This window comes from Gordonia sp. GONU (genome assembly GCF_024733855.1).
GTDB classification, from domain to species: Bacteria; Actinomycetota; Actinomycetes; order Mycobacteriales; family Mycobacteriaceae; genus Gordonia; species Gordonia amicalis.
In genome coordinates this window covers 1-25,351 of record NZ_JANRHB010000010.1, presented here as the reverse complement: position 1 = coordinate 25,351, position 25,351 = coordinate 1, and the positions used below count along the sequence as shown (strand labels likewise).

At 66.0% G+C, this 25,351-nt stretch carries 26 protein-coding genes and 3 pseudogenes; 23 read left to right on the top strand and 6 right to left on the bottom strand.

What is annotated here, in order from left to right:
• Positions 1–34: 34 nt before the first annotated feature.
• The 17 genes and pseudogenes from NWF34_RS11765 (at position 35) to NWF34_RS11685 (ending at position 14,320) form a co-directional block, all read left to right on the top strand.
• Positions 35–1,021, top strand: coding sequence for an alpha/beta fold hydrolase (locus tag NWF34_RS11765; RefSeq protein ID WP_137809379.1), 987 nt, complete (start codon positions 35–37; stop codon positions 1,019–1,021).
• Positions 1,021–1,893 (top strand): extradiol dioxygenase, encoded by an 873-nt coding sequence (locus NWF34_RS11760; RefSeq protein WP_006897066.1) that lies wholly within the window; start codon positions 1,021–1,023, stop codon positions 1,891–1,893. The genes NWF34_RS11765 and NWF34_RS11760 overlap by 1 nt, the downstream gene beginning before the upstream one ends.
• The gene (locus NWF34_RS11755) at positions 1,890–2,162 is read left to right on the top strand and encodes a hypothetical protein (RefSeq protein WP_006897065.1); all 273 of its coding nucleotides are present in this window, start codon (positions 1,890–1,892) and stop codon (positions 2,160–2,162) included. The genes NWF34_RS11760 and NWF34_RS11755 overlap by 4 nt, the downstream gene beginning before the upstream one ends.
• A complete protein-coding gene (locus tag NWF34_RS11750) occupies positions 2,159–2,404 on the top strand; it encodes a ferredoxin (protein WP_006897064.1) in 246 nt (81 codons plus the stop codon). The genes NWF34_RS11755 and NWF34_RS11750 overlap by 4 nt, the downstream gene beginning before the upstream one ends.
• Before the next feature lie 483 nt (positions 2,405–2,887).
• Positions 2,888–3,394 (top strand): annotated as a pseudogene (locus NWF34_RS11745) (helix-turn-helix domain-containing protein); the annotation flags it as partial.
• Positions 3,394–4,095 (top strand): annotated as a pseudogene (locus NWF34_RS11740) (ISL3 family transposase); the annotation flags it as partial. The pseudogenes NWF34_RS11745 and NWF34_RS11740, both read left to right, overlap by 1 nt.
• Before the next feature lie 134 nt (positions 4,096–4,229).
• Positions 4,230–5,144, top strand: a complete 915-nt coding sequence (locus tag NWF34_RS11735; RefSeq protein WP_258325135.1) for an alpha/beta fold hydrolase — start codon at positions 4,230–4,232, stop codon at positions 5,142–5,144.
• Positions 5,145–5,187: 43 nt separating this feature from the next.
• Positions 5,188–6,093 (top strand): MFS transporter, encoded by a 906-nt coding sequence (locus NWF34_RS11730; protein WP_068971511.1) that lies wholly within the window; start codon positions 5,188–5,190, stop codon positions 6,091–6,093.
• Between the two features lie 75 nt (positions 6,094–6,168).
• Complete coding sequence (locus tag NWF34_RS11725) at positions 6,169–7,035, top strand: aldo/keto reductase (protein WP_006897059.1); 867 nt, start codon at positions 6,169–6,171, stop codon at positions 7,033–7,035.
• A 138-nt stretch (positions 7,036–7,173) separates the two neighbouring features.
• On the top strand, positions 7,174–8,637 hold the full coding sequence (locus NWF34_RS11720; protein WP_006897058.1) for an aromatic-ring-hydroxylating dioxygenase subunit alpha: 1,464 nt from the start codon (positions 7,174–7,176) through the stop codon (positions 8,635–8,637).
• A gap of 2 nt (positions 8,638–8,639) precedes the next feature.
• Positions 8,640–9,251, top strand: a complete 612-nt coding sequence (locus tag NWF34_RS11715; protein ID WP_006897057.1) for a 3-phenylpropionate/cinnamic acid dioxygenase subunit beta — start codon at positions 8,640–8,642, stop codon at positions 9,249–9,251.
• Positions 9,248–9,553, top strand: a complete 306-nt coding sequence (locus NWF34_RS11710; RefSeq protein ID WP_006897056.1) for a hypothetical protein — start codon at positions 9,248–9,250, stop codon at positions 9,551–9,553. The genes NWF34_RS11715 and NWF34_RS11710 overlap by 4 nt, the downstream gene beginning before the upstream one ends.
• Positions 9,554–9,601: 48 nt before the next feature.
• A complete protein-coding gene (locus NWF34_RS11705) occupies positions 9,602–9,799 on the top strand; it encodes a ferredoxin (RefSeq protein ID WP_006897055.1) in 198 nt (65 codons plus the stop codon).
• Positions 9,796–11,031, top strand: a complete 1,236-nt coding sequence (locus NWF34_RS11700) for an NAD(P)/FAD-dependent oxidoreductase (RefSeq protein ID WP_006897054.1) — start codon at positions 9,796–9,798, stop codon at positions 11,029–11,031. The genes NWF34_RS11705 and NWF34_RS11700 overlap by 4 nt, the downstream gene beginning before the upstream one ends.
• Positions 11,028–11,777, top strand: coding sequence for a class II aldolase/adducin family protein (locus NWF34_RS11695; RefSeq protein WP_006897053.1), 750 nt, complete (start codon positions 11,028–11,030; stop codon positions 11,775–11,777). The genes NWF34_RS11700 and NWF34_RS11695 overlap by 4 nt, the downstream gene beginning before the upstream one ends.
• A gap of 46 nt (positions 11,778–11,823) precedes the next feature.
• Complete coding sequence (locus NWF34_RS11690; RefSeq protein ID WP_016895390.1) at positions 11,824–12,624, top strand: IclR family transcriptional regulator; 801 nt, start codon at positions 11,824–11,826, stop codon at positions 12,622–12,624.
• A 292-nt stretch (positions 12,625–12,916) separates the two neighbouring features.
• Positions 12,917–14,320 carry an IS1380 family transposase gene (locus tag NWF34_RS11685; protein ID WP_006897051.1) on the top strand — a complete coding sequence of 468 codons (1,404 nt, stop codon included), beginning with the start codon at positions 12,917–12,919 and terminating at the stop codon, positions 14,318–14,320.
• A 98-nt stretch (positions 14,321–14,418) separates the two neighbouring features.
• On the opposite strand, the gene NWF34_RS11680 is transcribed toward NWF34_RS11685, so the two are convergent.
• Complete coding sequence (locus NWF34_RS11680) at positions 14,419–15,489, bottom strand: MFS transporter (RefSeq protein ID WP_016895387.1); 1,071 nt, start codon at positions 15,487–15,489, stop codon at positions 14,419–14,421.
• Between the two features lie 371 nt (positions 15,490–15,860).
• Positions 15,861–16,616, bottom strand: a complete 756-nt coding sequence (locus NWF34_RS11675; protein ID WP_016895386.1) for an IclR family transcriptional regulator — start codon at positions 16,614–16,616, stop codon at positions 15,861–15,863.
• Positions 16,617–16,685: 69 nt separating this feature from the next.
• Between NWF34_RS11675 and pcaH the strand changes: the two genes are divergently transcribed.
• Genes pcaH through pcaC form a run of 4 tightly spaced genes read left to right on the top strand, consistent with a single transcriptional unit; the run spans position 16,686 to position 20,465 of the window.
• Positions 16,686–17,453, top strand: coding sequence for a protocatechuate 3,4-dioxygenase subunit beta (pcaH, locus tag NWF34_RS11670; protein WP_006898356.1), 768 nt, complete (start codon positions 16,686–16,688; stop codon positions 17,451–17,453).
• Positions 17,450–18,019 carry a protocatechuate 3,4-dioxygenase subunit alpha gene (gene pcaG / locus NWF34_RS11665; RefSeq protein ID WP_006898355.1) on the top strand — a complete coding sequence of 190 codons (570 nt, stop codon included), beginning with the start codon at positions 17,450–17,452 and terminating at the stop codon, positions 18,017–18,019. Before pcaH ends, pcaG begins: the two co-directional genes overlap by 4 nt.
• A gap of 5 nt (positions 18,020–18,024) precedes the next feature.
• Positions 18,025–19,269, top strand: coding sequence for a lyase family protein (locus tag NWF34_RS11660; protein ID WP_016895385.1), 1,245 nt, complete (start codon positions 18,025–18,027; stop codon positions 19,267–19,269).
• Entirely contained in the window at positions 19,266–20,465 is a 1,200-nt protein-coding gene (gene pcaC / locus NWF34_RS11655; RefSeq protein WP_016895384.1) for a 4-carboxymuconolactone decarboxylase, read from the top strand. The genes NWF34_RS11660 and pcaC overlap by 4 nt, the downstream gene beginning before the upstream one ends.
• 368 nt (positions 20,466–20,833) lie before the next feature.
• On the opposite strand, the gene NWF34_RS11650 is transcribed toward pcaC, so the two are convergent.
• Positions 20,834–21,610, bottom strand: a complete 777-nt coding sequence (locus tag NWF34_RS11650) for a recombinase family protein (RefSeq protein ID WP_020171242.1) — start codon at positions 21,608–21,610, stop codon at positions 20,834–20,836.
• Between the two features lie 198 nt (positions 21,611–21,808).
• Here NWF34_RS11650 and NWF34_RS11645 point away from each other — a divergent pair, with 198 nt between their 5' ends.
• Both NWF34_RS11645 and NWF34_RS11640 read left to right on the top strand, forming a co-directional pair.
• Entirely contained in the window at positions 21,809–22,582 is a 774-nt protein-coding gene (locus NWF34_RS11645; protein WP_082207419.1) for a hypothetical protein, read from the top strand.
• Between the two features lie 112 nt (positions 22,583–22,694).
• Positions 22,695–23,444 carry a DUF5131 family protein gene (locus NWF34_RS11640; protein ID WP_020171240.1) on the top strand — a complete coding sequence of 250 codons (750 nt, stop codon included), beginning with the start codon at positions 22,695–22,697 and terminating at the stop codon, positions 23,442–23,444.
• Between the two features lie 6 nt (positions 23,445–23,450).
• On the opposite strand, the gene NWF34_RS11635 is transcribed toward NWF34_RS11640, so the two are convergent.
• From NWF34_RS11635 to NWF34_RS11625, 3 genes and pseudogenes are all read right to left on the bottom strand, one after another.
• Complete coding sequence (locus NWF34_RS11635) at positions 23,451–23,771, bottom strand: hypothetical protein (RefSeq protein ID WP_258325134.1); 321 nt, start codon at positions 23,769–23,771, stop codon at positions 23,451–23,453.
• Positions 23,772–23,831: 60 nt separating this feature from the next.
• Entirely contained in the window at positions 23,832–24,617 is a 786-nt protein-coding gene (istB, locus tag NWF34_RS11630) for an IS21-like element helper ATPase IstB (protein WP_006361228.1), read from the bottom strand.
• A pseudogene (locus NWF34_RS11625) lies at positions 24,614–25,351 on the bottom strand (IS21 family transposase); the annotation flags it as partial. The gene istB and the pseudogene NWF34_RS11625, both read right to left, overlap by 4 nt.

The window sequence follows — 25,351 nt, the reverse complement described above, 5'->3', positions numbered from 1 at the left end:
CCGGCCGCACGGCCGAACAGAGAGGAGCTTCAACGTGACGAGCACTGAAGGGGGAATGGCCCAGCCCCAGGGGAACTCGTTCTGGGTGGACCTGCTGGGAACCGAGGTCCGGTACCGCCAGGCGAGCTCTTACCGCACCCGCAGCATCGAGGCAGGCGCCGGTGAGCCGGTAGTCCTGCTGCACGGCGTGAGCGGGCACGCCGAGACCTGGGTGCGCAACGTCGCCGTCCTCGGCCGGGACTTCCGCGTGCATGCCATTGACATGCTGGGTCATGGCTTCACCGACAAGCCGCAGATCGAGTACTCGATCCGCGCGCTCGCCGAGCACGTGCTCGGCTTCCTCGACGAGATCGGCGCCTCGCGAGCCCACCTGGTCGGGCAGTCTCTCGGTGGCTGGGTCGCGGCGTTTCTCGCCGTCCACCACCCCGAGCGGGTCGCCTCGCTCGTCAGCGTCACCGGGGCGGGGCTGCAGGTGGACGCCGACGGTGCCACGCTGACCGAGAACGTCGGCCGGCAGGTCGCGGAGGCTACCACCAAGGCTCTGGACACCCCGACCCGGGAGAAGGTCCGGACTCGGCTGGAATGGCTGGTCCATGACCCGTCCGTGGTCACCGACGAACTGGTGGAGACCCGGTACCGGATCTACGCCAGCCCGGACTTCGCCGCCACCGCCGGTGACATGGTCGCCGCATTCACCTCCCGGCCCCGGCCGGAGGAACTGCTGACCGCCGAGCGGCTCGCGACGATCAACTGCCCGACGCTCGTGCTGTGGACCCGGCAGAACCCGACCATGCCGTGGACGGTGGGGGAGGCGGCCAGCCGGATCATTCCCGATGCAACGTTCCGTCTGATGGAGGACGCCGGTCACTGGCCGCAGTTCGAGAAGCCGGCGGAATTCCACGCTGTCGTCGGCGGTTTCGTGCGTTCGGTCACCGCGGGGCGCCGAGGTGGGCGCACCGACGGCGACGGCGACGGCGGCCCCACGGATCCGGCCACCAACCGGCAACGGGCGGCCCGCTGATGGGCAGGCTGGTAGGTGCGTACGCGACGTCCCACACGGCGATGATGATCCGAAAGCTCCAACCGGACAACGACGTGCACGCCGCAGTCCATCAGGCCTTCGCTCAGGTGCGTGCGGAAATTGACCGGCTGTCCCCTGACGTGCTCGTCGTCGTCAGCAGCGAGCACCTAGCATCCTTCAGCTACGACAGCTTTCCGCAGATATGCGTCGGAATCGGAGAGATAGCCACCGGTTGGGGCGATGGAGGAGTGGCCAGCGCCGAGGTCCCACTTGCTGGCGCCTTCGCTGCCCAGCTGCTCTCCGAAGGGGTGGCCGCCGGATTCGACCTCGCGTTCTCCGCCAACCCGAAGATCGACCATGCGTTCATGGCACCATTGACCCTGATCCGACCAGAGATGGACATCCCGGTGGTCCCGGTGTTCCAGAACGCCAACACCGAGCCTCTGCCACCCCTGTGGCGCAGCGCCCAACTGGGGGAACTGCTGCGCGACGTCATTACGCGGCGGCCCGCAGCCGAAACAGTGGTCGTGCTCGGGACCGGCGGGCTCTCCCACTGGGTCGGCACGCCGGAGATGGGCCAGATCAACTCCGCCTTCGACGAGCGATTCCTGCAGCACGTGCGCGCAGGGGACCTCGGCGCGATCCTCGCCATGAAGACCGCCGACGTCCTCGCTGAGGCCGGCAATGGTGCCCCGGAGATCTGCAACTGGGTCACCGCGATGGCCGCCGCGTCCCGTCAGGAGGGCTGGGGAGTGTCGGAGCCTGAGCGGACGGCCCGTGGGCCGAGAGGGGTCGTCCTGGCATACGAGTCCGTCCCGGACTGGGCGACCGGGATCGCGCTGGCTCGGTTGGCCCCCGAGGAGGAACCGTGAACTTACCCCTGGACCAGGTCATCCGCCGGGTCGTCCGGGATCCGGAGTTTCGTTCTATTGCGGAAGAGTCGGGCCAGCTCGCGGCCGACCTCGCAGGCGTACGGCTGGCCGATCTTGCGGCCGTCCTGGAGGGCGACCTGGTCACCCTCCAGCAAAGGGGCGCCCACCCACTGCTGATCATGCAGCTGGCCGGCGCGCTCAGGATCGATCCGATGCGGCGCTTCGCCGCCGAACAGACTGCCCATGACTTAACCACGGAGGGACGATGAACATGATGAACATTACGGTGGACCTCGAGCGGTGTGAGGGCTTCGCCTCGTGCGTTGTGACCGCGCCCGAGCTCTTCGACCTCGATGACGAGCGAAGCGTCGCCGTCGTTCTGGAGCCTGTTGACGGTGGCCCCCGCACCCGCGCCTTAGCGCTCGAGGCCGCCGCGAGCTGCCCGATGCGGGCCATCACCGTCTCCGACCCCCTGGTGGACGAACCATCGCTGCCGCGGCGCGGCCGGTGACCGACGGAGTTTCGCCGGACGCGGTGGCAACCGCGGTCGAGAACGAACCCCGTCGGGCGGCGGTGGCCGGTACGCCCTGTGCCCCGGTTCGTGAACGTGCTACCACCGACGTTAGCGGCCGGCTGCGCCGTTCAGCAGGTTCTCTCCGCTCGCGCTCTCGGTTGGAGGGGTGGCAGCCGCAATGGCCGATCGCTGAGCGGGTCAACGACCACGTTGTCAGACCGGGCGACTCGCGATCCGGGGCTCGATGCCAGCATCCCGGGCTGCCACGCGTACAGCATTTGGTCGCCGCGGCGGGCATATCGTTGACGCCCAAGAGGATACCGGCCTGCCTTCCTGCCGCACCTCGGGCACTGGCCCAGTCGGCTAGATGTACTGACCACGGAGGTTGTGTCTCCGGTCGGCATGGCGAGATGAAATGAGGAAGACCTCCGTGTGAGGTGTGAAAGCGACCAAGCAACCACACCCACAACGGAGGTCTTCGTGTCCCACGCTAACGCGACCTTGACGCCCACGGGAAGACTGCGCCTGGCCCGGTGTGTCGTCGAAGACGGCTGGCCCCCGGCCCGAGCTGCGGAACGGTTCGGTGTCTCGGTCACCACGGCCCGACGCTGGGCCAGCCGGTATCGCGAGCAGGGCAAGGCCGGCATGGTTGACCGCTCCAGCCGGCCGCACACCTGCCCCCACCGCACCCCGCGTCGTCGGGAGCGCCGGGTGATCGGCCTGCGCGTATCGCGCCGGTGGGGGCCAGCCCGAATCGCTTACCACCTGGGAATGCACCCCTCGACGGTGCACAAGATCCTGTCCCGCTTCGGGTGCGTGCGCCTGGCGTTCACCGACCCGGCCACCGGCGCCCCGGTGCGCGCCACCAAGCGACGCCCGCAGCGCTATGAGCACGCCGCACCGGGCGATCTGGTGCACGTGGACATCAAGAAGCTCGGACGCATCCCCGACGGCGGCGGGCACAAGTTCCTCGGCCGCGCCAAAGGATGGTCCCGGGCCGTTCGGCGAAGGTCCTCACCGAGTGGCTCAACGCCCGCGACCAGGCATTTCGAGACCGAGTCAAGGTGGTCACGATGGACGGGTTCGCCGGCTACCACTCCGCCGCAGCCAAGGCCGTGCCCGCAGCACGCACGGTGATGGACCCGTTCCACGTCGTGCATCTTGCCGCCGACAAGCTCACCGTGTGCCGCCAACGCATCCAGCAGGCCACCACCGGGCACCGGGGCCGCACCGGCGATCCGCTGTACGGCATCCGCAGGACGCTCAACACCCGGGCAGGGCTGCTGACCGACAAACAGAAAGTGCGCTTGTTCAAGGCGTTCACCGCCAACGATGCGCACGCGGCGGTGGAGGTCACCTACGGCGTCTACCAGCGACTCATCGCCGCCTACGAGGCCTCGGGCAAGCGGGAGGGCAAGATCGCGATGTACAAGCTCCTGCGCTCGATCCGGACCGGGGTGCCCACCGAGCTGCCCGAGCTCGCCCAGCTCGGCCGGTCGCTATGGAAGCGGCACCGCGAGATCCTCGCCTACTTCGACGTGGGTGCCTCCAACGGCCCCGTCGAGGCCATCAACGGCAGGCTCGAACACCTCCGCGGAATCGCCCTGGGCTTCCGCAACCTCAAGCACTACATCTTGCGGTCACTGATCCACTCCGGACAGCTTCAGGATCGGATCAATGCACTCTGAATCCGGAAGGGCCCTTTCTATTGACAGTCGATGCGGAGGCGCGTAGCTTTCAGGCACACGCAGAAGAGATTTCTACTGGCCAGAACTACCACGTCGGTAGGGGTCGAACTGCGATGAATTGTTCAATCGTTATCGTGCACAGAAAGGCGTTACCCTTGCCAAGCTCTTCAATCACCCAGAAGTTCCATACCGTCGATGTGAAAGGGGTTCAGACGCGTTATTTCGACGACGGCCAGGACAAGGATCCGATCCTCCTCATCCATGGGGGGCATTTCGGGTTCTTCATACCGGTCGGAATCGAATCCTGGGGCAACGTTCTAGAGGATTTCGGCGAGTACGGCCGTGTCCTCGCGGTCGACAAACTCGGTCAGGGCGAGACTGGTCTCCCGCTGAATGACGAAGACTGGACTGTCGACGCGGTCGCCGAACACGTTGCGAACTTTGCAACTCAGTTGGGGCTCAAGAACCTGACCCTGGTGGGTCACTCGCGCGGCGGCATGACGGCGGTCCTTCTCGCGTTGAAGTACCCTGAGATGGTAAAGAAGCTGGTCATCATCAGCAGTGCGACTGCGGCACCGGCGCCGCCCGTCGGAACCGACATGGACTTCTACGAGCGACTCGAAAGGACTGCCCCCGGAGGTTCGGCCGAGTTGATCCGTCACTATCATGCTGCCCAGGCGGTTAATGAGGGAGATCTGCCCGAGGACTACATCGGGATCGCCACAAAGTGGCTCGAGAGCGAAAAGCAGCTCGACGCTGTCGCCGGATATGCACGCAATGCGGAGGAGCACTGGTTGCCTAGCCTCAGCGAGGGCAGGCGCTGGGTTCAGGAACGGCTTGCCGACGCAGGAATCCCGGTGCCGACGCTGGTTGTGTGGGGAGTCAATGATCGATCGGCGCCGGTGTCGATGGGTAAGGGGCTCTTCGATCTGATCGCTGCCAACACCCTGGATAGCTCGCTCTATCTCATCAACAACGCTGGTCATCACGTGTTCCTTGACCAGCGCGAAAAGTTCAACGCCGCGGTTGGTGCGTTCATCTCGCTTTAGCAGAACCCTTCGTCGGTCTTTCGTGCTCGAAAGATCCGGGCTGATGATCGCGATCTCGTGCGCACTGCTCGCGATTTCTCCCGCGGTCGTGTTTTTTGTCGCGTCCCAGTTGGTCCAGGGAATAGCCCGGGCGTTCTTCTGGACCAGCAGCCAGACCCACGCCGTTCGTACATCCGCCGCACCGGTCAGTGGCCTCCGGGACGTCAATCTGGCGGCGGGGATCGGTGCGCTTCTCGGCCCCACGGTGGCCGGATACCTCTGGGAGGCCTCGGTGCAACTGCCACTCATGATGGGGATCGTCGCAGGTTCCGTCGCCGTCGTCCCCGCGGCCTTGTTGATCAGGTTTCCCCCGTTCGCGGCCAGGCCTTCTTCACCCACTGGCAGGGATGTCCGTCTGTGGCGACGACCCGGTGTCAACGCTGCCTGCTGGATGAACACGGGCGCAGGGGTTTGGAAAAGCCTTCTGGACTCCTACGTCCCTTTGGCCCTGTCCCTGGCAGGCCAACCGGCTGCAGTCATCGGTATCCTGCTCTCCATCGCCAACGCCACCGTTCTCGTCGGTAGTACCGCCAGCGGGTGGGTCCGGCGCCGGGGCGTCAGGGCGTCTCTGGTCATCGGGATGATAGCTACAGGGCTGGGACTGGCCGCAGTGGGACCGTTCGCCGGTCTGACCGCCCCGGTGGCCATTGCCCTGGCCATCTCCGGCATCGGTGCCGGGGTCCTGCAGACCGTCGGTCCGGCCATCGCAGCGGAGAAGGTGCACCCAGAAGAACGCGGAGACGCCCTCGCATTGACGGGCACTTTCCGCGCCACGGCGCTCTTCCTCTCACCGCTGGGCATGGCCGGGCTGGTCACCCTCGTTCCGGTGACCGCGGCCCTGCTGGCCGCGGGCCTGCTCATCATCACCCCAGCTGCAACCACCTGGAGATCCAACAAAGATGTCGACTGACCGACACAGACCCCGAGGCTCGCGCTATTTGCCTCCGGTGACAAGAAAGCAAGACGTTTCGACGAGAGGCTGTCCATGACGACGAAAACCCATCCGAGCGATGACCCCGCAACGGTCCCGAGGCTCCGACTGCGGCACGGGCATAGCATTCCGCATCTGGGCCTGGGCACCTGGCCACTGGTGGGGGAAGAGTGCGAGACGGCCGTCCGCTACGCCATTCAAAGCGGCTACCGGCTCGTCGACACCGCGTTCCAGTACCGCAATGAAGACGCGGTGGGACGCGGTGTCCGCACTGCCGGCGTTGCGCGTGAAGAGCTGTTCGTCTCCAGCAAGTTCAACAAGGAGTCCCACAGCGTCGACGGTGTGCAGAGGGCCTACGACCGCAGTCTCCAAGCCTTGGGCCTGGACTACCTGGACATGTTCATGTGCCACTGGCCCGTGCCGGCCTTGGACCAGTACACCGAGGCATGGAGAGGCCTCGTCAAGCTCTTGGACGAAGGCCGTGTCAAAGCGATCGGTGTCTCCAATTTCAAGCCGGACCATTTGGAGAAGGTCATTGCCGCGACCGGCGTGGTTCCTGACGTGAACCAGATCCAGCTCAGCCCCGATCTCGCACGGCTACCCCCGCGGGCAGTGCACCAGGACCTGGGCATCATTACCGAGGCCTGGAGCCCTATTGGTCGCGAATCGGGACTGCGTGACCACCCCATCGTGGTGCAGATCGCGCAACGGACAGCAAAGAGTCCGGCGCAGGTTCTGCTCCGCTGGCACGTCCAGCAAGGAATCGTCCCGATCCCGCAGGCCGCCAAACCCGCATGGCTGGTCGAGAACATCTCGGTGTTCGATTTCTCCCTGACTGCCGAGGAAATGGCCGCCCTGGCGAGGCTGGACCGCGGAGAGAACGCCGCCCGCGACTCCGACTCCCCCGAAAACGGCCACTGACCCTTGCCGCACCCACCCGTACCTGGCACGAAGAGTGGGAGGGGTTGACGTAGATCACAAAATGCGGAAACCTCTTCACGACAGAGTGGACCTCTGCTCTACAGACTGACTGATCGATGATCGAGAAGGAGCTCTCCCATGGCAGACCATCACGGCGTCCTCGAGGACGTACGGCGGGGCATGATCCCTGCACATATCTACAACGACAAAGAGCTCTTCGAACTCGAGAAGGAACGTCTCTTCAGCCGCAGCTGGCTGTTCGTCGCCCACGAGTCGGAGGTCCCCGAGGCTGGTGACTACGTGGTCCGCAGGGTCCTCGAGGACTCGTTCATTATCTCTCGGGACGAACAGGGCCAGGTCCGGGCCCTGTTCAACATGTGCCTCCACCGGGGCATGCAGGTGTGCCGGGCGGAGATGGGCAATGCCTCCCACTTCCGTTGCCCGTACCACGGTTGGTCTTACCGCAATGACGGGCGCCTCGTTGGCCTGCCGTTTCACAAGGAGGCATACGGCGGGGAGGAAGGCTTCAAGAAGAAGGGCCAGACCTTGTTGCCTGCTCCCTCGCTGGCCACGTACAACGGTCTGATCTTCATCAGCATGGACCCGGATGCCGAGCCCCTGGAGGAGTTCCTGGGGGACTTCAAGTTCTACCTGGACTACTACACGAAGCAGAGCGCGGACGGCATCGAGCTGCGTGGCCCTCAGCGTTGGCGGGTCAAGGCGAACTGGAAGATCGGGGCCGAGAACTTCGCCGGGGACATGTACCACACGCCCCAGACCCACACCTCGGTGGTGGAGATCGGCCTCTTCCGCGAGCCCAAGGCGGAGAAGCGCAAGGACGGCACCACGTACTGGGCTGGCAACGGTGGCGGCACCACTTACAAGCTGCCCGAAGGTGGCCTGGAGGAGCGCCTGCGCTACGTGGGCTACCCGGACGAGATGATCGCCCGGATGAAGGAGCAGTGGACCCAGGAGCAGCTCGACGTGGTCGGCAAGGACGGGTTCATGATCTCGGCGGCCTCACTGTTCCCGAACATGAGCTTCGTCCATAACTGGCCGCGGGTCGAAGAGGGCTCCGACGAGGTGCTCCCCTTCATCTCTATCCGCGTGTGGCAGCCGATCAGCGAGAACGAGACGGAAGTCCTCTCGTGGTTCGCCGTCGACAAGAACGCGCCGGAGGAGTACAAAGCGCTTTCCTACAAGGCGTATCTCATGTGCTTCGGCAGTGGCGGCATGTTCGAGCAGGACGACGTCGAGAACTGGGTGTCCCTCACCAATACTGCCGCCGGCTCCATGGCACGGCGTCTGCTGCTCAACAGCCGGATGGGCATGCTCGAGAACGGCGAGAACGTCGTCGAGGCCCTGTCCCCCGAGGAATACTCGGGACCCGGCGCCACCCGTGTCGGCTACAGCGAGTACAACCAGCGGGAGTTGTTGCGCCGGTGGGCCGATCACCTCGAACGTCCGGTAGAAGCCGCAGCGCAGGTGCACGTGGGCTCGGACCCGGTGCAAGCGCCACCGGCCGCCGGATCGGGGCCCGCCCGCCCGGCCTGCGGCAGCGCAGAGACCGCGCCCGCAGCAACCCTTCACGAGGAGGTCTGATCATGAGTGTTGGAACGGCACACGAGAACGAGAACTTGACGCTGTCCGAACAATCGGCGCTGGGAGCCCACGCCCCGCGTACTCAGCGGACGGGGCAGACCCTGCCTTTCAACGATGAACTTCACCTGGAGGCGCATCGTTGGCTGGTCGATGAGGCGTACCTGTTGGACGCCCAGGACTACGACGAGTGGCTCTCCCGGATCGCCGATGACGTGCACTATCTCATGCCCGTCCGCGTCACCACTGCCCTGGGCGCCGGATACTCCACCTCACCGGGGATGGCGCACTGGGACGAGAACAAGTACTCGCTCAGTCGCCGCGTGGCACGCTTCGCCACCGAGCACGCGTGGACCGAAGACCCCCCATCACGGCTGCGCCACTACATCACCAACGTGCGCACCTTCCGCACCCCCGACCCGCAAGAGATCATCGTGGACTCGGCGGTTCTTCTCTTCCGCAGCCGTGGTGACGTCGGGGAGTCCTCCACTGTCTCGGCAGGACGCGAGGATCTCCTCCGCCGTACCTCATCCGGGTCCGGGTGGGAGCTGGCCCGTCGCACCATCATGGTCGACGAGTCGGTCATCCGCATGCAGAACCTGGCGATCTTCCTGTGAAACTGGAATGGGAAGGCGAGGAGGAAGACCGCCTCGCGGCGATCCAGGCCACCGAGGAACGCCGCCGGCTCGAAGAGCACGTCACCGGCAAGCCGATCGTGATCGCTAACGAGTTCTCGGAGGTCCAGGTCACCCGCATCGAGACCCGCAACGGTTCGCGGCTGATGATTCAATCTCCTCGTTCGGGCCAGTGGGTAACGCTCTGTCCGCTGGAACTGGAGTCCCTGACCTGGCAGGCCCCGGCCACGTTCTCGGCCATGATCGGACACCCTTTCGGGCCGCTCGTGGCCGAAGACGAATAAACACCCCAACCGCCAGAGCACCACCGTCTCAAGCTAAGGAGTTCGACCATGCCCGTTGTAAAAGCCGATCTGCAGGCCTGTCAGGGATACGCGAACTGCGTCGTCGGAGCCTCTGACTACTTCGACCTGGACGACGACGGGATCGTCGTGCTGCTCCAGACCGAAGTCCCCGAAGCCGACCGCGCCCGCGTCACCGAAGCCGCGCGCAGCTGCCCGGTCTCCGCACTGGTGGTAGAGGACGCATGAGCCCGGGCACCGTCGTCGTCGTCGGGTCCTCCATTGCCGGGGTGCGCACCGCGCAGTCCCTCCGGCTGGAAGGCTATAAGGGGGAGATCATCCTCGTGGGAGAAGAGACCGAACTTCCCTACGATAAGCCGCCATTGTCGAAATCCGTTCTTGCGGGATCCGCCGACGAGGACTCTATCCGGCTGCTGACACAGGAGCAGGCCGATGCCGAGGACATCCAACTCTTGCTGGGGCACCGCGCTGTCGATCTGGACGTCGCCGAGAACCTGCTGAAGCTTGAAGGGCATGACCCCCTTCGCTACGACAACCTCGTCATTGCCACCGGAGCATCACCCCGGCCCTCTCCCTGGGGCCAGTCTCCAGGGATTCACGTGCTGCGCACCCTTGAGGACGCCCGCGAACTACGTGGGGACCTTCTCCGGGGTGGGGCGCTGGCCGTTATCGGGGCAGGGTTCATCGGCGCCGAAGCGGCAGCCACCGCCCGCGGCCTGGGATTGGAGGTCACCGTCATCGACCCGGTGCCCGTGCCCATGAGCCGCCTCTTTAACCCTGAGATCGGCCAGTGGTTCGCAGACCTTCACCAGGACAACGGGGTCGACACCATGTTCGGCACCGGAGTGGAAGCTATCGAAGGCGAGGAGGGCAACTTCTCCCTCCACCTGACCAACGGTGAGAGCGTTCAGGCGGCCACCGTGCTGATCGGTATTGGCGTCATCCCCAATGACTCCTGGCTTAGCGCATCCGGCCTGCTGGTGGACAACGGGGTCGTGCTCAACGAGTACTGTCAAGCCCTCGACGCTGCGAACGTGTACGCCGTCGGCGACGTAGCCCGCTGGCGCCACCAGAAGCACGGCGAGGACGTCAGGACCGAGCACTGGACTAACGCGGTGGAACAGGCCGCCTGCGTGGCCTACAACATCATCCATCCGGAACAGCCGCGCGCCTACACGCCCATTGAATACGTGTGGAGCGACCAGCACGACTGGAAGATCCAGGTCGTGGGACGCGTCGGAGGCAATGTCGACCACGTCCTCATCGGACACCCGCAGGTCCACGGCAAGTTCGCCGCCCTCTACACCATCGACGGCACCACCGTCCGGGGCGCAGCCATCGTGAACTGGCCCAAAGCCCTCATTGCCTGCCGTCTGGGCATGGCCAGGGGCATCACGGTGCAGGATCTGCGCGCCAAGCTCGAACCCCAGTTGGAGCCACCGCCGAGGAGGGCGTCATGACACCCGGAAACTTGCTGCCCCAGACCGAGAGCGTCAGCCGGGAACGTATCGCCCTCGCCTGCCGGGTCTTGGCCCATCGGGGCCTTGCAGATGGAATCTTGGGTCACATCAGCCTGAAAATTACCGACAGCACATTGCTGGTGCGCTGTCGCGGCCCGTACGAACGCGGACTGGCGTATACGCAAGCCGAAGACATCCGCATGGTGGACCTCGACGGCAATCCCGCCGCCGACGGCGAGCTCGCGGGCGGATACACGGTCCCCAACGAACTGCCGCTGCACACCGAGCTCTTCCGGCGCCGCCCAGACATCCGGGCTGTCGTTCACGCCCATCCCCCGCGAGTGGTTGCCGCCGACCTGGCAGGGCTTGCAGTACGCCCCATCGTAGGGGCGTACGACATTCCCGGAGCCCGCCTCGCCGCCAACGGGGTGCCCGTCTATCCCCGCGGAGTACTCATCCGCGACCGTCGGCTCGCCACCGAAATGGCCGATGCTATGGGAACAAGGCCCGTTGTTGTGCTGCGGGGCCACGGCCTCACCAGCGCGGCCGAAACCGTCGAGCAAGCAGTTCTCCAGGCCATCAGCGTGGACGGCCTGTCCGGGTTGGCACTGCAAGTGACTTCGGCTGGTGGGCACCTCGTCGATCTGCCCGACGCCGATATGGCCGAACTGCCCGACCTCGGAGGAGCATTCAACACAGAGACTGCTTGGAGACATGAACTCGCACGACTTGGTGAGCCTCGTTGATGGCCTGCGCCCTAGCCGGACAGAGACTGAACCCCCGGTCAGTAACATGAAGCTCATGTCCGCATCACGGGCGGAGGACGACTCCAGATACGGCCCTCCTCCGCAGTACCCCATCGAATCCGTCGACAACGCACTCCGATTGTTGCTGCTCTTCGAGACTCGGCCGAGCATCCGGCTCACCGATGCCAGCAAGTACCTCGGAGTGGCGTCATCTACGGCCCATCGCCTCATGGGGATGCTCCTCTACCGAGGTTTCGTACGGCAGAACCCTCAGACCAAAGCGTACGAACCCGGACAAGCACTCAGCTCCATCGCCTTCGCCATACGGCGCCACGTCGACATCGGAACGCTAATTCGTCCAGCAATGGAAAGGGTATTCGAGGCAACCGGAGAGACGGTGCACTTTGCCGAGCTCAAAGGCTCGAACGCACACTTTCTGGAGGCCATCGAAAGCCAACGTGCCGTCCGCGTTGCCTCACGTCAAGGTGCGATGCTTCCTGCCAACTGCACTGCAACGGGCAAAGCAATGCTGAGCCTACTCACCACGGAACAACTGCATGCCCTGTACCCGTATGAGGAGCTCCCGGGTCTCACCAAGGGATCTATCATTTCCCGTTCCGATCTGGAGCGTGCCCTCGAAACGATTCGGCAAACCGGGTACTCAACGAGCCAGGAAGAAAGCGAAGACGGCGTCATGTCAGTCGCTGTTCCCATCACCAGCCCGAGCGGAGGATACTACGGGATCAATGTATCCGTGCCCGCTCACCGCATGACTGAACAACTCCGCACAGAACTCGGAGCTATGCTCCAGACAGCCGCCAAAGAAATCCAGAACTTGCTCGTTTAAGGATCTCGACGGCCGGTGACGGTGGTGCTGTGGACAGGACCACCTCAGGCCAGCGGCGATTCCAGAGAGTCGATTCTCCGCAGTCGGAGCCCGAAGAAGAAGGAAATGACCACGGCGACGGTTGCCATAGTGACGAGCATCGCCCAGGTCAGTGTCGAGTTACCGAGGCTAACCCGGGTGATTCATGGGAATCTGCGGATCGCTGGGCGAAAATAGACCGAAGTGCTTCCTGAACAGGGGAAACTGGGACTTGTCTAAGGTTCCATGTTCTCCAGCAGAAAGCACTCGGTAGGTGAAGCGTACTTCGTGGTCGGCCGGTCTGTCCGTTACTGCAGATGGTGTCGGGGTGGTCTCGCATGCCGGGGCTATCGTGCCTCGACTTCTGGCTGATCAGGTCGGTCTGACCGCCGAGCTGTCAGGGGCCATGGCTCGCCGCCGGTTCATCCCGATCCACGATCGCGGCCGGGTGTTGATCGATACCGCGGTGATGCTCGCCGATGGCGGCGAGTCCATCTCCGACATCGGCGTCCTGCGCCACCAGTCCGGCGCCCTGGGCCCAGTGGCGTCGGCGCCGACGGTGTGGCGCACGCTCGATGAGGTCACTGCCGGCAAGCGCAAGAAGATCCAGGTGGCGCGGGCTCGCACGCGGCGGCACGTGTGGTCCCACCTGCCCGGCGGAGTGCCCGCATCGGCGTGTGCGGGGCGGGATCTGGGATCGACGGTCGTGCTCGATGTGGACGCCACCATTGTGGTCACTCACAGCGAGAAGGAGCTTGCTGCGCCGACGTATAAGCGCACGTTCGGGTACCACCCGATCGGCGTGTGGTGCGACAACACAGAAGAGTTCCTCGCCGCGAGCTTGCGCCCAGGCAACGCCGGGTCCAACACCGCCGCCGACCACATCGACGTCCTGGGCCAGGCAATCGCGCAGATCCCCGCCAGTCATCGGCGTGATCTGCTGATCCGCTCCGACGGTGCCGGCGCCTCCCACGACCTGATCGACTGGATCACCGAGCAGAACCGCGTCCGTGGTCGACAGGTGGAGTACTCGGTCGGCTTCTCCATCACTGCCCCGATTCGCCGGGCCATCGCGACCTGCCCCGAAGCCGCGTGGGGACCAGCGCTCAACCCCAACGGGGACATTCGTGACGGGGCCGACATCGCGGAGCTGACCGGATTCCTCTCCCAACGGATGCTCGCCAAGTGGCCAGACGGGATGCGGGTGATCGTGCGCCGCGAGCGGCCCCATCCGGGTGCTCAGTTGTCGATGTTCGAGGAGATCGATGGATGGCGCTACCAGGCTTTTGTCACCAACACCACCGCCACGGGTCAGCTGCAATTCCTCGAGGCCAGGCATCGGGCTCACGCCCGGGTCGAGGACCGGATACGCCACGCCAAGGACACCGGGCTCGGGCGGCTACCTTCGCGGGGGTTCGCGCTCAACCAGGCCTGGCTCGTCGCGGTGATGATCGCAGCGGACCTCGTTGCCTGGACGCGGATGCTCGCTTGCACCGGCGAGGCCGCAGTCCTGGCGTTGTGCGAGCCCAAGGCACTGCGCTACCGCTTCCTTCACGTGGCAGCCCGGCTGGTCCGCAGCGGCCGACGGCGAAAAGTGAAGATCCCGGAAACATGGCCCTGGGCCGTCGCGATCGTCGCTGTGTTCAACACGATCGCCGCGATCCCCAAACCAGCCTGACCTCACATGCCCGCCCACGACATCACCACCCGGGGACCCGCCCACCGGCAGCGCCAGCCGGCACACACGCACGCCCACCCACGAAATCGATCCCGCCGTCACCCGACAGCAGCAGTCACACCGGCCCGTGAATCAGCGGGGCTAAGGGCCACCCCGGTGAGCACGGGGCCGATGGTATTGCCGATGTACGTGCCGGTCTGGACAATGCCGGTGGCCGCTGCGGTGGCCCCAGGCGCCATGTGCGAGATGAGGAAGTGCACCAGACCTGGCCACCCCCACCCCAGGCCCACCGCTAGCAGGACACCTACCACGTAGCTCCAGGTGGTGGGGATCGCCATGAGTGAAAGCCCGACGGCGCAGACGATGAGTGCTGTCTGGATCAGAGAAAGTGCTGACACGCCGCCTCGATCGACGACTCCGCCAATGACGATACGGGTCGCGGCTCCTAAGGCGCTGCCGACGGCCAGAATCACACCAGCCGGGCCGACTGCAATCCCCCGCTCCAGCGCGCCGATCACGGCAAAGGCCACGGCGGACGTAACGGCACCGCCCGCGAACATCGTCATCGCGGCCATCAGCACCAACGCCGAACGCATCTGGGTATCCCATTGCCCCGCCGGCCGGGTCGTACCCATAACGACCGGCATGGTCCGGGTCCGGGCCACGGGGACCAGTACGAGCATGCCCAGTACAGCCATCAGCAGGAAGGCCATGGACCATCCCAGAGTCAACGCAACCAACGGGATCGAAACGCCGGCGACCAACCCCGTCACAGGGACCGCGGCCTGTTTCACCCCGAAGGCCAGCCCGCACGAGGCGGCTGGGATGTGCGTGACGAGCAAGTGGTTGGAGGAAGGGTGCCCGAGACCGTTCCCGAGTCCCCCCAGGGATGCCCATACAATTAGCCACGGCCACGCAGAGATCCAGGACGCGCTGCCGGTCAGGCTCACGACCGCCAGAAGCAAGGCGGCGATGCCCATGCCTTTCTCGCTGAGCACACGACCAATCACACCGGTGCACGCGGAGGTGAGGGCGGCCGCAGCCCAGTAGACCCCTACCGCCAGGCCGATCCCGTAGGCCGGGACGCGGATTGTTGCGGTGATCTCCGTGGCCAGCGCCCCAAGGAGAAACACCGGCATGTTTGTTAAGACAGTCACCAGTACGGCCACAGCCAAAGCGGCGAATCCACGGCCCGGATGTCTCACGCGCTGTGACCTGCCACCGGGGCATCCGATGCCGCATCCATCTCCGGCACGCTGCGCTTACGCACCCGTGGGCAGGGCGGTAAAAAGTTCATGGCTGGCATTCCTGCCCTTCCAGGTCAAGGCTGTGGTGCGAGCAATACCGCTTCTGAAGTGCCCCGGGTTTGATGGGCACATTGGTGTGCCCCGGGTTTGATGGGCACATTGGTGTGCCCCGGATTCCGTGGGGTTCGATTTTTTGAATTCTCATGCCTCAAGTACGACTTCGCCGGACATCGGTCTAGATGGGTCAGCGTCGGCCCCTGTGTCCCTCTAGCCCGCGTCAGATCTCCTTCCCATCACCCGCCTGACGCCAGTTCCCGGCCGATACCGAACGCCGCGGCCTGGAGGACTCCGGCGAGGCGGGTCCTGTCCCTCGTCAAGCGGGGAACCACAAGACCCAGGGATGCGACGACCGCGGTGTCTCGAAGCACGGGGACGGCCACCGAGCACGCCCCGAGGGACATCTCCTCGACCGTTGTCGCATACCCATGGCGCCGCACCCGAGCCAGCTGCTGTCGCAGGAGCCCGGGCTGGGTCACCGTGAACGGCGTCATCCGGGTCAACGAGCCGAGCGTCTCGGCGAGCACGTCGTCGGGCGCGTGCGCGAGCAGCACCTTCCCAACCGCCGTGCAGTGCAGCGGCAGTCGGGAGCCGACGGTGCTGACGATCGGGACGGACGCCGTGCCGGACAGCCGGTCGAGGTACAACACCTCGGCGCCCTCGCGCACCGCGAGGTGCACGGTGGCCAGCGTCGCGCCGTACACGTCGTGGAGGAACGGCTCAGCGATCTGGCGCAGGCCGGTCTGGGTCGGCGCCAGTAGTGCGAGCTCCCAGATCCGGCGACCCACCACGTACTCGCCGGTCGGCCGCCGCACCAAGCCGCCCCAGGTGGCCAGTTCGGCCACCAATCGGTGAGTGGTCGGCAGCGGTAGACCCGCCCGACGCGCAATCTGGCTCAGCGTCATCGCCCGGTGCTCATCGTCAAAGGCGCCGAGAACGGTCAGCAGGCGCGAGGCGACACTGGCTCCCGGGTCGGAGGTGTTGCCGGCCATCGTCGCCCTCTTTCACTCAGTGAACGATATAGCTCGAAGCGTACGCCCCGGCCACCTACCGTCGGGCTGGTGAGCACTCCTGACCTATCGACCCAAGCCGAGATCAGCGCCGAGATCGCCGACCTGTCCGCCGGCACCGACCCGTCCGCTATCAGGCCCCGCCTCGACTACTCCCCGTACCGCAGCAGCCTCCTGCGGCATCCGACCAAGGATCTGCACCAGGTCGATCCGGAAGGCGTCGAGTTGTGGTCTCCGTGCTTCAGCCACCGGGACGTCGATCCACTCGAGGCCGATCTGACGATTCAGCGCTCGGGCGAGCCGATCGGCGAGCGCATCACGATCTCCGGCCGGGTCGTGGACGGCGACGGACGCCCGGTCGCGGGCCAGCTGGTCGAGATCTGGCAGGCCAACGCCGGAGGACGCTACATCCACCAGCGTGATCAGCACCCTGCGCCGCTCGACCCGAACTTCACCGGCGCCGGGCGGTGCCTGACCGGTGCGGACGGTAGCTACTCATTCCAGACGATCAAACCGGGTCCGTACCCGTGGCGGAACCACCGCAATGCGTGGCGTCCCGCCCACGTGCACTTCTCCCTGTTTGGCACCGAGTTCACGCAGCGCATCGTCACGCAGATGTACTTCCCGGGCGATCCCCTGTTCGCGCTGGACCCGATCTACCAGTCGATCACCGACCAGGGCTCCCGTGACCGCCTCGTCGCCCGCTACGACCATGACCTGACGCGACCCGAGTGGTCGACCGGCTACCGGTGGGACATCGTGCTCACCGGAGCCCACCGCACCTGGACCGAGAACAACGACGACAAGGACCACGCATGAGCCCCCGCCTGCACCCCACGCCCGGCCAGACGGTGGGCCCGTTCTTCCACTACGCACTCCCCTATGACGGCGACTCCGAACTGGTGCCTGCGAGCAGCCCGGGTGCGATCCGGTTCCACGGCCGCGTGCTCGACGGTTCTGGTGCGCCGGTCCCCGACGCGCTGGTCGAGCTCTGGCAGGCGGACGCGTCCGGCGCGATCGTCCAGCAGCCGGGCTCGTTGCGCCGCGACGGTTGGACGTTCACGGGCTGGGGCCGGTCGTCGACCGACAACGCCGGCCACTACTCGTTCTCGACGATCGCGCCGGGTGGGGTCGACGGGGGCGCACCGTTCTTCGCGCTCACGGTGTTCGCGCGTGGCCTGCTCGATCGGCTCTTCACACGCGCATATCTGCCGGGACACGAGGCCGCCCTCGCTGCGGACCCCCTTCTCAGCAGCCTCGAGCCGGACCGTCGCGCGACGCTGGTCGCGGAGGCCGATGCGCAGGGACATGCGTTCGACATCCGTCTGCAGGGCCAGGGCGAGACCGTCTTCCTGACGTTCCCGGGCCACGGGGCGGCACACTGAACGCCATGACCGACCTGTTCTGGCCCGGCGACGAGCGCGCCGGCGACCTGATGAGTGCTGAGGCGTTGCTCGCCGCCATGGTCAGGGTGGAGTCCGCGTGGCTGGACGCTCTCGTGGCCTCCGGGCTCGCGCCGTCCGCCGCCGCCACCGACCTCGCCCCGCTCGTCACCGTCGACGACCTGCCGCACATCGCGGCGGCAGCCGAGGGCAGCGGCAACCCCGTCGTCCCGCTCGTCGGCCTGCTCCGCTCGCGGGCGCCGCAGCCCGCCGCCACCTGGCTGCACCGCGGGCTCACCAGCCAGGACGTCCTCGATACCGCCCTCATGCTCGCGCTGCGCGATGCGCTCGATCGCCTGATCGACGAGCTGCGCGCCCAGGTGACCGCGCTCTCACGCCTCGCCGCGCAGCACGCCGACACGCCGATGGTCGGTCGCACCCTGACCCAGCACGCCGTCCCCACGACGTTCGGCGCCGTCGCCGCAGGCTGGCTCGACGGCCTGGTCGACGCCGCCGATCTGGTCCAGGACGCCCGCTCCCTCCTGCCGGTGCAGCTCGGCGGGGCGGTCGGCACTCTGTCGGCGGCCACCGAGCTGGCGAACCTGCGGGGGCACGAGGATCCCCAGGGGACCAGCGCCGACCTGGTCGCCAGCACCGCCGCGGCCCTGGGGCTACGGGAACTCCGCCCGTGGCACACCTCGCGGGCGACGGTCACCCGGACGTCCGACGCGCTGGTCTCGTGCACGGACGCCTGGGGACACGTCGCGACCGATGTCGCGACGCTGGCGCGGACCGAGATCGGCGAGCTGGCCGAGCCGACGGCCGAGGGCCGCGGTGGCTCGTCGACGATGCCGCACAAGAACAACCCGATTCTTTCCGTACTGGTGCGCCGCGCAGCCCTGGGAGCCCCCGCTCTGGCCGCGACGATGCACCTCGCCTCCGCCACCGCGGGCGACCAGCGCCCGGACGGCGCGTGGCACGTCGAGTGGTCGACCCTGCACATGCTCGGTCGACGCAGCGTCGTCGCCGCGTCCCAGACCACCGAGCTGCTGCAAGGTCTGCACGTGGACGCCGAGCGCATGCGCGCGACGCTCGACCGGTCGACCGACAGCGTGCTGGCCGAGCGCCGCACGATCGCCGGGCTGCTGGACAAGACCGCCGATTCCGACCCGACCACCTACCGCGGGTTCTCCGAGGACCTCATCGTGGGCGCCGTGGAGCGGGCCCAGACCTTCTTGGAGGAGAACGAGTGACCGTCCCTCGCATCACAGCCGTCCAGCTCGGCGGTTCACCCGCCATGCCCCTGCTCGTCCTCGGGCCCTCGTTGGGCACGTCGGCTCAGTCACTGTGGGCGCGCTGCGCCGCCGGCCTCACCGATCGCTTCGAGGTCCTCGCGTGGGACCTGCCCGGGCACGGATCCAATGTCGGTTCGGCCGAGCCGTTCACGATGGCCGAGCTGGCCGCCGGTGTCCTCGAGATGGTCGACGACGTGGTGGCCCAGCGCGACACGTTCGCCAGCACTTTCACCTACGCGGGCGACTCGGTGGGAGGCGCCGTCGGGCTGCAGCTGCTGCTGGACGCACCCGCGCGCATCGACTCCGCTGTCCTGCTGTCGACGGGCGCACGGATCGGCGAGCCGGATGCCTGGCGGACACGGGCCACGTCCGTGCGCGCGTCGGGCACCCCGTCGATGATCGAAGGGTCGGCCCAGCGTTGGTTCGCACCCGGATTCCTGGAGCGGGAGCCGGAGATCGGCGCAGCCCTGCTGCACGACCTGCGGGACGCCGACGACGAGGGCTATGCGCTGGTGTGCGAGGCGCTGGCGGGCTTCGACGTCCGTGACCGCCTCGGCGAGATCGAACCGCGAGTGCTGGCGGTGTCGGGTCTGCTCGACGTCCCCACTCCGCCGGCCGATCTCGCGGCTATCGCCTCCGGAGTCCGGAACGGGCGGCTCGTCGTCCTCGACGGCGTCGCGCACCTGCCCCCGGCCGAGCAACCGTCCGAGGTCGGCCAACTCATCCGCGATCACGCGAACGCGGGGCAGGCGGTTGCCGCTCCCACGACCGTCGCCGGGGTGCGCGACGCCGGCATGGCGGTGCGCCGGGCGGTCCTGGGCGACGCCCATGTCGACCGCGCGACCGCGGCGATCACCGATCTGACCGCCGACTTCCAGGATTTCATCACCCAGTACGCCTGGGGGTCGGTGTGGACGCGTCCGGGTCTTGACCGGCGCAGCCGCTCACTCATCACGCTGACCGCCCTGGTGGCCCGCGGCCATCACGAGGAGCTGGCCATGCACGTGCGGGCCGCGCGTACCAATGGGCTGACCAACGACGAGATCAAAGAGTTGCTGCTCCAGACGGCGATCTACTGCGGCGTGCCCGATGCCAACGCGGCCTACCGCATCGCCCAGCGCGTGCTCGACGAGCTGGACCACCCCGCTTACTAGGAGACTGCTGCACAATCCTCGTGGCAGGAGCCCGGTGTGGTGGCTGGCGTGAAATCCTGTGGCTATGCAGGGTTGTGATTGTGACTTTCGCGGGTAAGTGGCGGTGGCGGTGGTCTACGGACGTTTCGCGGCGGTCTCACTGGCGAGTGGTGGTCACCCGGGCGCGCACTAGGTCGCGCCGAACGAGACGGTGGAGCTCATTCCAACCGGAACTCACTGACGCGTGCTCGAACCCTCGTCGTCCATGCCGTAGCGGGGATCTCCGAACGCGGCATCTCGACGCAAGGGCTACGACTTCGGTGTCATGTAAGGGTGTCGCACCAGCTTCGTCGCGCAGTGGGCGGGCTAACGCGACGTGTCGGCGGCGCCTACTTCCTTACTCGCTGGAGTGCGCGGTAGAGCGTGGATCGACCCACCCCGAGATCCCGGGCGATAGCTGACGGCCCCTCCCCCGCCTCGATACGGGCAAGGGCCTTGTCGATCTGCTCCTCAGTCAGGACGCGTTTGCGTCCCTTGTACTTGCCCTTCGCCTTGGCGATGGCGATACCCTCGGCCTGGCGTTCGCGAATGATGGCCCGCTCGAACTCTGCGAACGCCCCGAGCAGCGAGAGCATCAGGTCGGCTCGAGGATCCTGGGCACCGGCAGCGTAGGTGGCCCGCTCGTGGACGAACCGCACACTCGCACCCTTCGCGGTGACCTCGCCGACGATCTGCTTGAGATCAACCAGGGAACGAGCGAGTCGGTCCATCGACGCGACAACCAGCTCATCACCGTCCCGCAGATACCTGATGCACTCTTCGAGCTTTACGCGATCAGCGCGCGAGCGTGCCGACTGTTTCTCGATATAGACCCGGTCGCACTCCCCCACCGCCTCGAGCTGACGCGCCTCGTTCTGATCCGCGGCTGACACCCGCACGTACGCCACCCGCTGCCCACGCGCATGCGAAGATCGGCGAGCCGGCTTCGGATCTGGCTTCGGCTTTGGCGTTACCTCGATGACGTTCTCCGAGTCCGTCGACTCCACCCGAAAGTTCCAACCCAACTCATCCCGACGACGGAACCGAGTCCGCACCTTCCCGCGGCTGACGATGAGCACCTCCTCGCCACCCGAACGATTCAGCAACGTCCCGATCCGATCAGCCATGAGGGGACCCTTTCGCCCGGAATCTGTATCAATAGATCCTAGACCCCCCGGGAGAACGTTTCATAAGTATCAAACTAGACCCTGTGACACAGCAGCGACTGCCGGCGGCGCATCGTCCCGCACGGGTGTACCCCAGTAGCACACATGATTGGGGGAAGGTGTGGCCGAATTGTCGGAGGCCGGTCATATCGTGGCGGCATGAATGGGAAGAAGCCATACGCAGTGCCGGTGGCCGGTATCGAGCACAACGAATTCGTCGGGTCGCTGGGCCCCTACGGCAACGGAAACCCGGTGAACACCGAGCTGCACGTGCGGTACGGGGTCCGAGGCGGCCGATACTACGACTGGACGATCGAGCTGATCGCACGGGAGGGTGACGTCGACTCGTTCCGCGCCACAGGCGAGCACCCGGTGCGTTACGTGATGGATTCCTTCTCGGTCGAGCCGGGAGCCGTCGTGCACCGGGTGCGCACGGGCCCCGGTCCCGACGACTTCGAGACAACCGTCGTCCGGCGGCTCTACGCCGGCGACGGGGCCGTGGTGGACTCGGGTTACGACTTCTTCTTAAAGCAGCTCGCGGACCAATGGGACGCGCGGCACGAGACGCGGGCCCCGCGCGCGGTCGCGACGTTCGGGTTCGCGCAGCACAACCGCGACGCGGAGTTCCGCGATGTCAAGTACCCATGGGTGCGCAACACCGTGGTGTGCATAGACGACGATCCGGCCGACGACGTCGTGGGCGAGCGCGTGAAGCACTACTTCCCTGACGGCGGGACCGTGGCGGTGCACTGCCGGTCAGACTCGCGGATGAAGTTCCTCAAGATCGATGCGGGAGCAACACCCGACGGTTCGAGTAATTCGACCGACGGTGACTTGGGGCCGATGACTGCGACGGGGTACACGTCAATGGGCATGATGGTCGACGCGATTTACCGCGGAGGCGAATGGATCGACGACGAACTGCTGTCCTGAGCCCGGACGGGCGCCCACTTCGGATGCGAGACGCAATGTGACTGCGCGCCCGGTGTTGCCAGATAAACGGATGGCGTACAGACTGCCTGTGACTGGTGTGAGAGGCGGGACTGTGGCGACCAATAGCGCGATAGAGTGGACCGAGGTCACCTGGAACCCGGTTACCGGCTGCGACCGGGTGGCCGCGGGGTGTGACAACTGCTATGCGCTCGCGCTGGCCAAGAGACTCAAAGCGATGGGCGCTGCGAAATACCAGATCGACGGCGATCCGCGGACCTCCGGACCGGGGTTCGGCGTCACGATCCATCCGCGCGCACTAGAGCAGCCGCTGCGGTGGCGGGCACCAAAGGTCGTATTCGTGAATTCGATGAGCGACCTATTCCATGCCAAGGTGCCGCTGGACTTCATTGAGGACGTGTTCGATGTCATCCGCGCCACTCCGCAGCACACCTACCAGGTGCTGACCAAGCGCGCGCATCGGCTCGCCCGCGTCGCCGACAAGCTCGAATGGCCCGACAACCTCTGGATGGGCGTGTCGGTGGAGTCCGCCGACGTAGTGGATCGCATCGACCGCCTTCGGTCGGTTCCAGCAGCGACGAGGTTCCTCTCGTGCGAGCCGCTTCTCACCGCACTGCCGGACTTGGACCTGGTTGGCATCGACTGGGTGATTGCGGGCGGCGAGTCCGGGCCGCGGGCCCGTCCGATGGACCCGGCCTGGGTAGAGGAGATCCGCGACCAGAGCATGGAGGCTGGCGTGGCGTTCTTCTTCAAGCAGTGGGGTGGGCGGACGCCAAAAGCGAACGGCCGCGAGCTCGGCGGGCGCACGTGGGATGACATGCCGCAACTTGCAGTGGCGCGCTGAGGCCCGTCATCCCCAGGCCGGGAACGTGATCAGGGTTCCGGCTGGGAACTGTCCCGGCCGCTTCTGATTCGGAGAAGAAATGCGTCCAGCAGACTGCATCGGACGGAGCGTCTTCATCTTCACCTGGCCACTGTGAAACGCCGTCTGAGTGACGACATAACGGGAAATCTCATCGATGGGCACGGTCCTGCCAGCGAAATGCTGAGCAAGTTCATCCTGGAGCGGAGCGGTATTGGCCTCGTCTTCGAAGAGCATCGGCTGATCTGCGAGACGGTCGTCAAAGCCATAGTTTCCACTGGGCGCCAGCGCCCACATTGCCTGTGTCAACGGCCAGTTTGATGTCCCCGCTGGTGGCCAGGTAAAAGTCCCCACCCTGTGCGGGATGTTCTAGGTGGGTGGTACCTCCGTTCGGTGTGTCATGCGGTAGGAGTCGCCGTCGGTGATGACGATGGTGGCGTGGTGTAGGAGCCGGTCGAGGATGCTGGCGGCGGTGGTGTGTTCGGGCAGGAATCGTCCCCATTGTTCGAAGGGCCAGTGGCTGGCGATCGCGAGAGAGCGGCGTTCGTAGGCGCCGGCGACGAGCCGGAACAGTAGTTGGGTGCCGGTGTCGTCGAGTGGTGCGAATCCGATCTCGTCGAGGATGAGCAGATCTTGGCGTAGCAGGGTGTCGATGGTTTTGCCGACGGTGTTGTCGGCCAGTCCGCGATACAGGGTCTCCACGAGGTCGGCGGCGGTGAAGTACCGCACTTTGTGTCCGGCGTGTACTGCGGCGATCCCCAGCCCGATCAGGGTGTGACTCTTGCCAGTCCCGGCTGGGCCGATCAAGGCCAGATTGTGTTGGGCTCGAACCCATTCCAGTGAGGATAGGTATTCGAAGGTGTTGGCCGGGATGGAGGATGCGGCCACGTCGAACGATTCCAGGGTTTTGGTGACCGGGAACCCGGCAGCTTTGAGTCGGTTGCGGATGTTGGAGGCATCACGAGCGGCGATCTCGGCTTCGACCAGGGTCCGCAGCACTTCTTCGGGTGTCCATCGCTGGGTTTTCGCGGTGAGCAGTACCTCGGGTGCGGTGCGGCGGATCGAGGCGAGCTTCAATCGGCGTAGCGCTTGGTCGAGGTCGGCCGGTAGTGGCGGCACTGTTGGTGCAACTGATGTCGATGTTGTGGTGGTCATGACACCTCCTTGTCGCCGGCGCCGAGCTTGTAGGCATCCAGCGAGCGGGTGGGCGCGGTAGGCAGGTGCCCGAGCAGTGCTGTGCCGGCCGGTCGCGGGTTGGGGGTGCCGGCTCCGGCATCGAGGATCGAACGCACATCGGCGGCCTTGAACCGTCGGAATGCCACCGCCCTGGTCAGGGCGGTGAGCACCTGTTCGTGGCCGTGGGAGGTGACGAGCCCGAGGATGTCGTCGAGTTCACCGCTTAGGCGGGTGTTACCGATCGCGGCGGCACCGACCAGGAACTGCTCAGCAACCTCACCGAGAGCGCAGAACTGCTTCTCTGCTGCGGTTTTGGGTCGTGGTGCACGACTGGGCGGTGTGCGTGGCCCGCCGTAGTGGTCATCGTTGAGGACGACCTCTCCGGGTGCGGCCAGCAGATGTTCGGCGATCACCTCGCCTGAGGCGGGTTCGGCGATCAGGAGCCGTTCACCGTCCTGGATGAGGGTCACGGTGGTGCCGATGAGCCGGTTGGGTACCGAGTAGCGGGCCGAGGCGTACCGGATACATGAGAGGCGATCGACCTTTCGGGTGACCGGCGGTGGGCCGACTTGGGCCCGCAGAGATGGCAACGTCGACAGCACTTCTCGTTCCACATCGAGTTGCTCAGCAGGCACGCACAGTGTGTCGCTGTGGCGGCGGGTGTTGACCTCGACACACCAGTCCCGCGCGGCCCGGTTCGCTGCGTGCACATC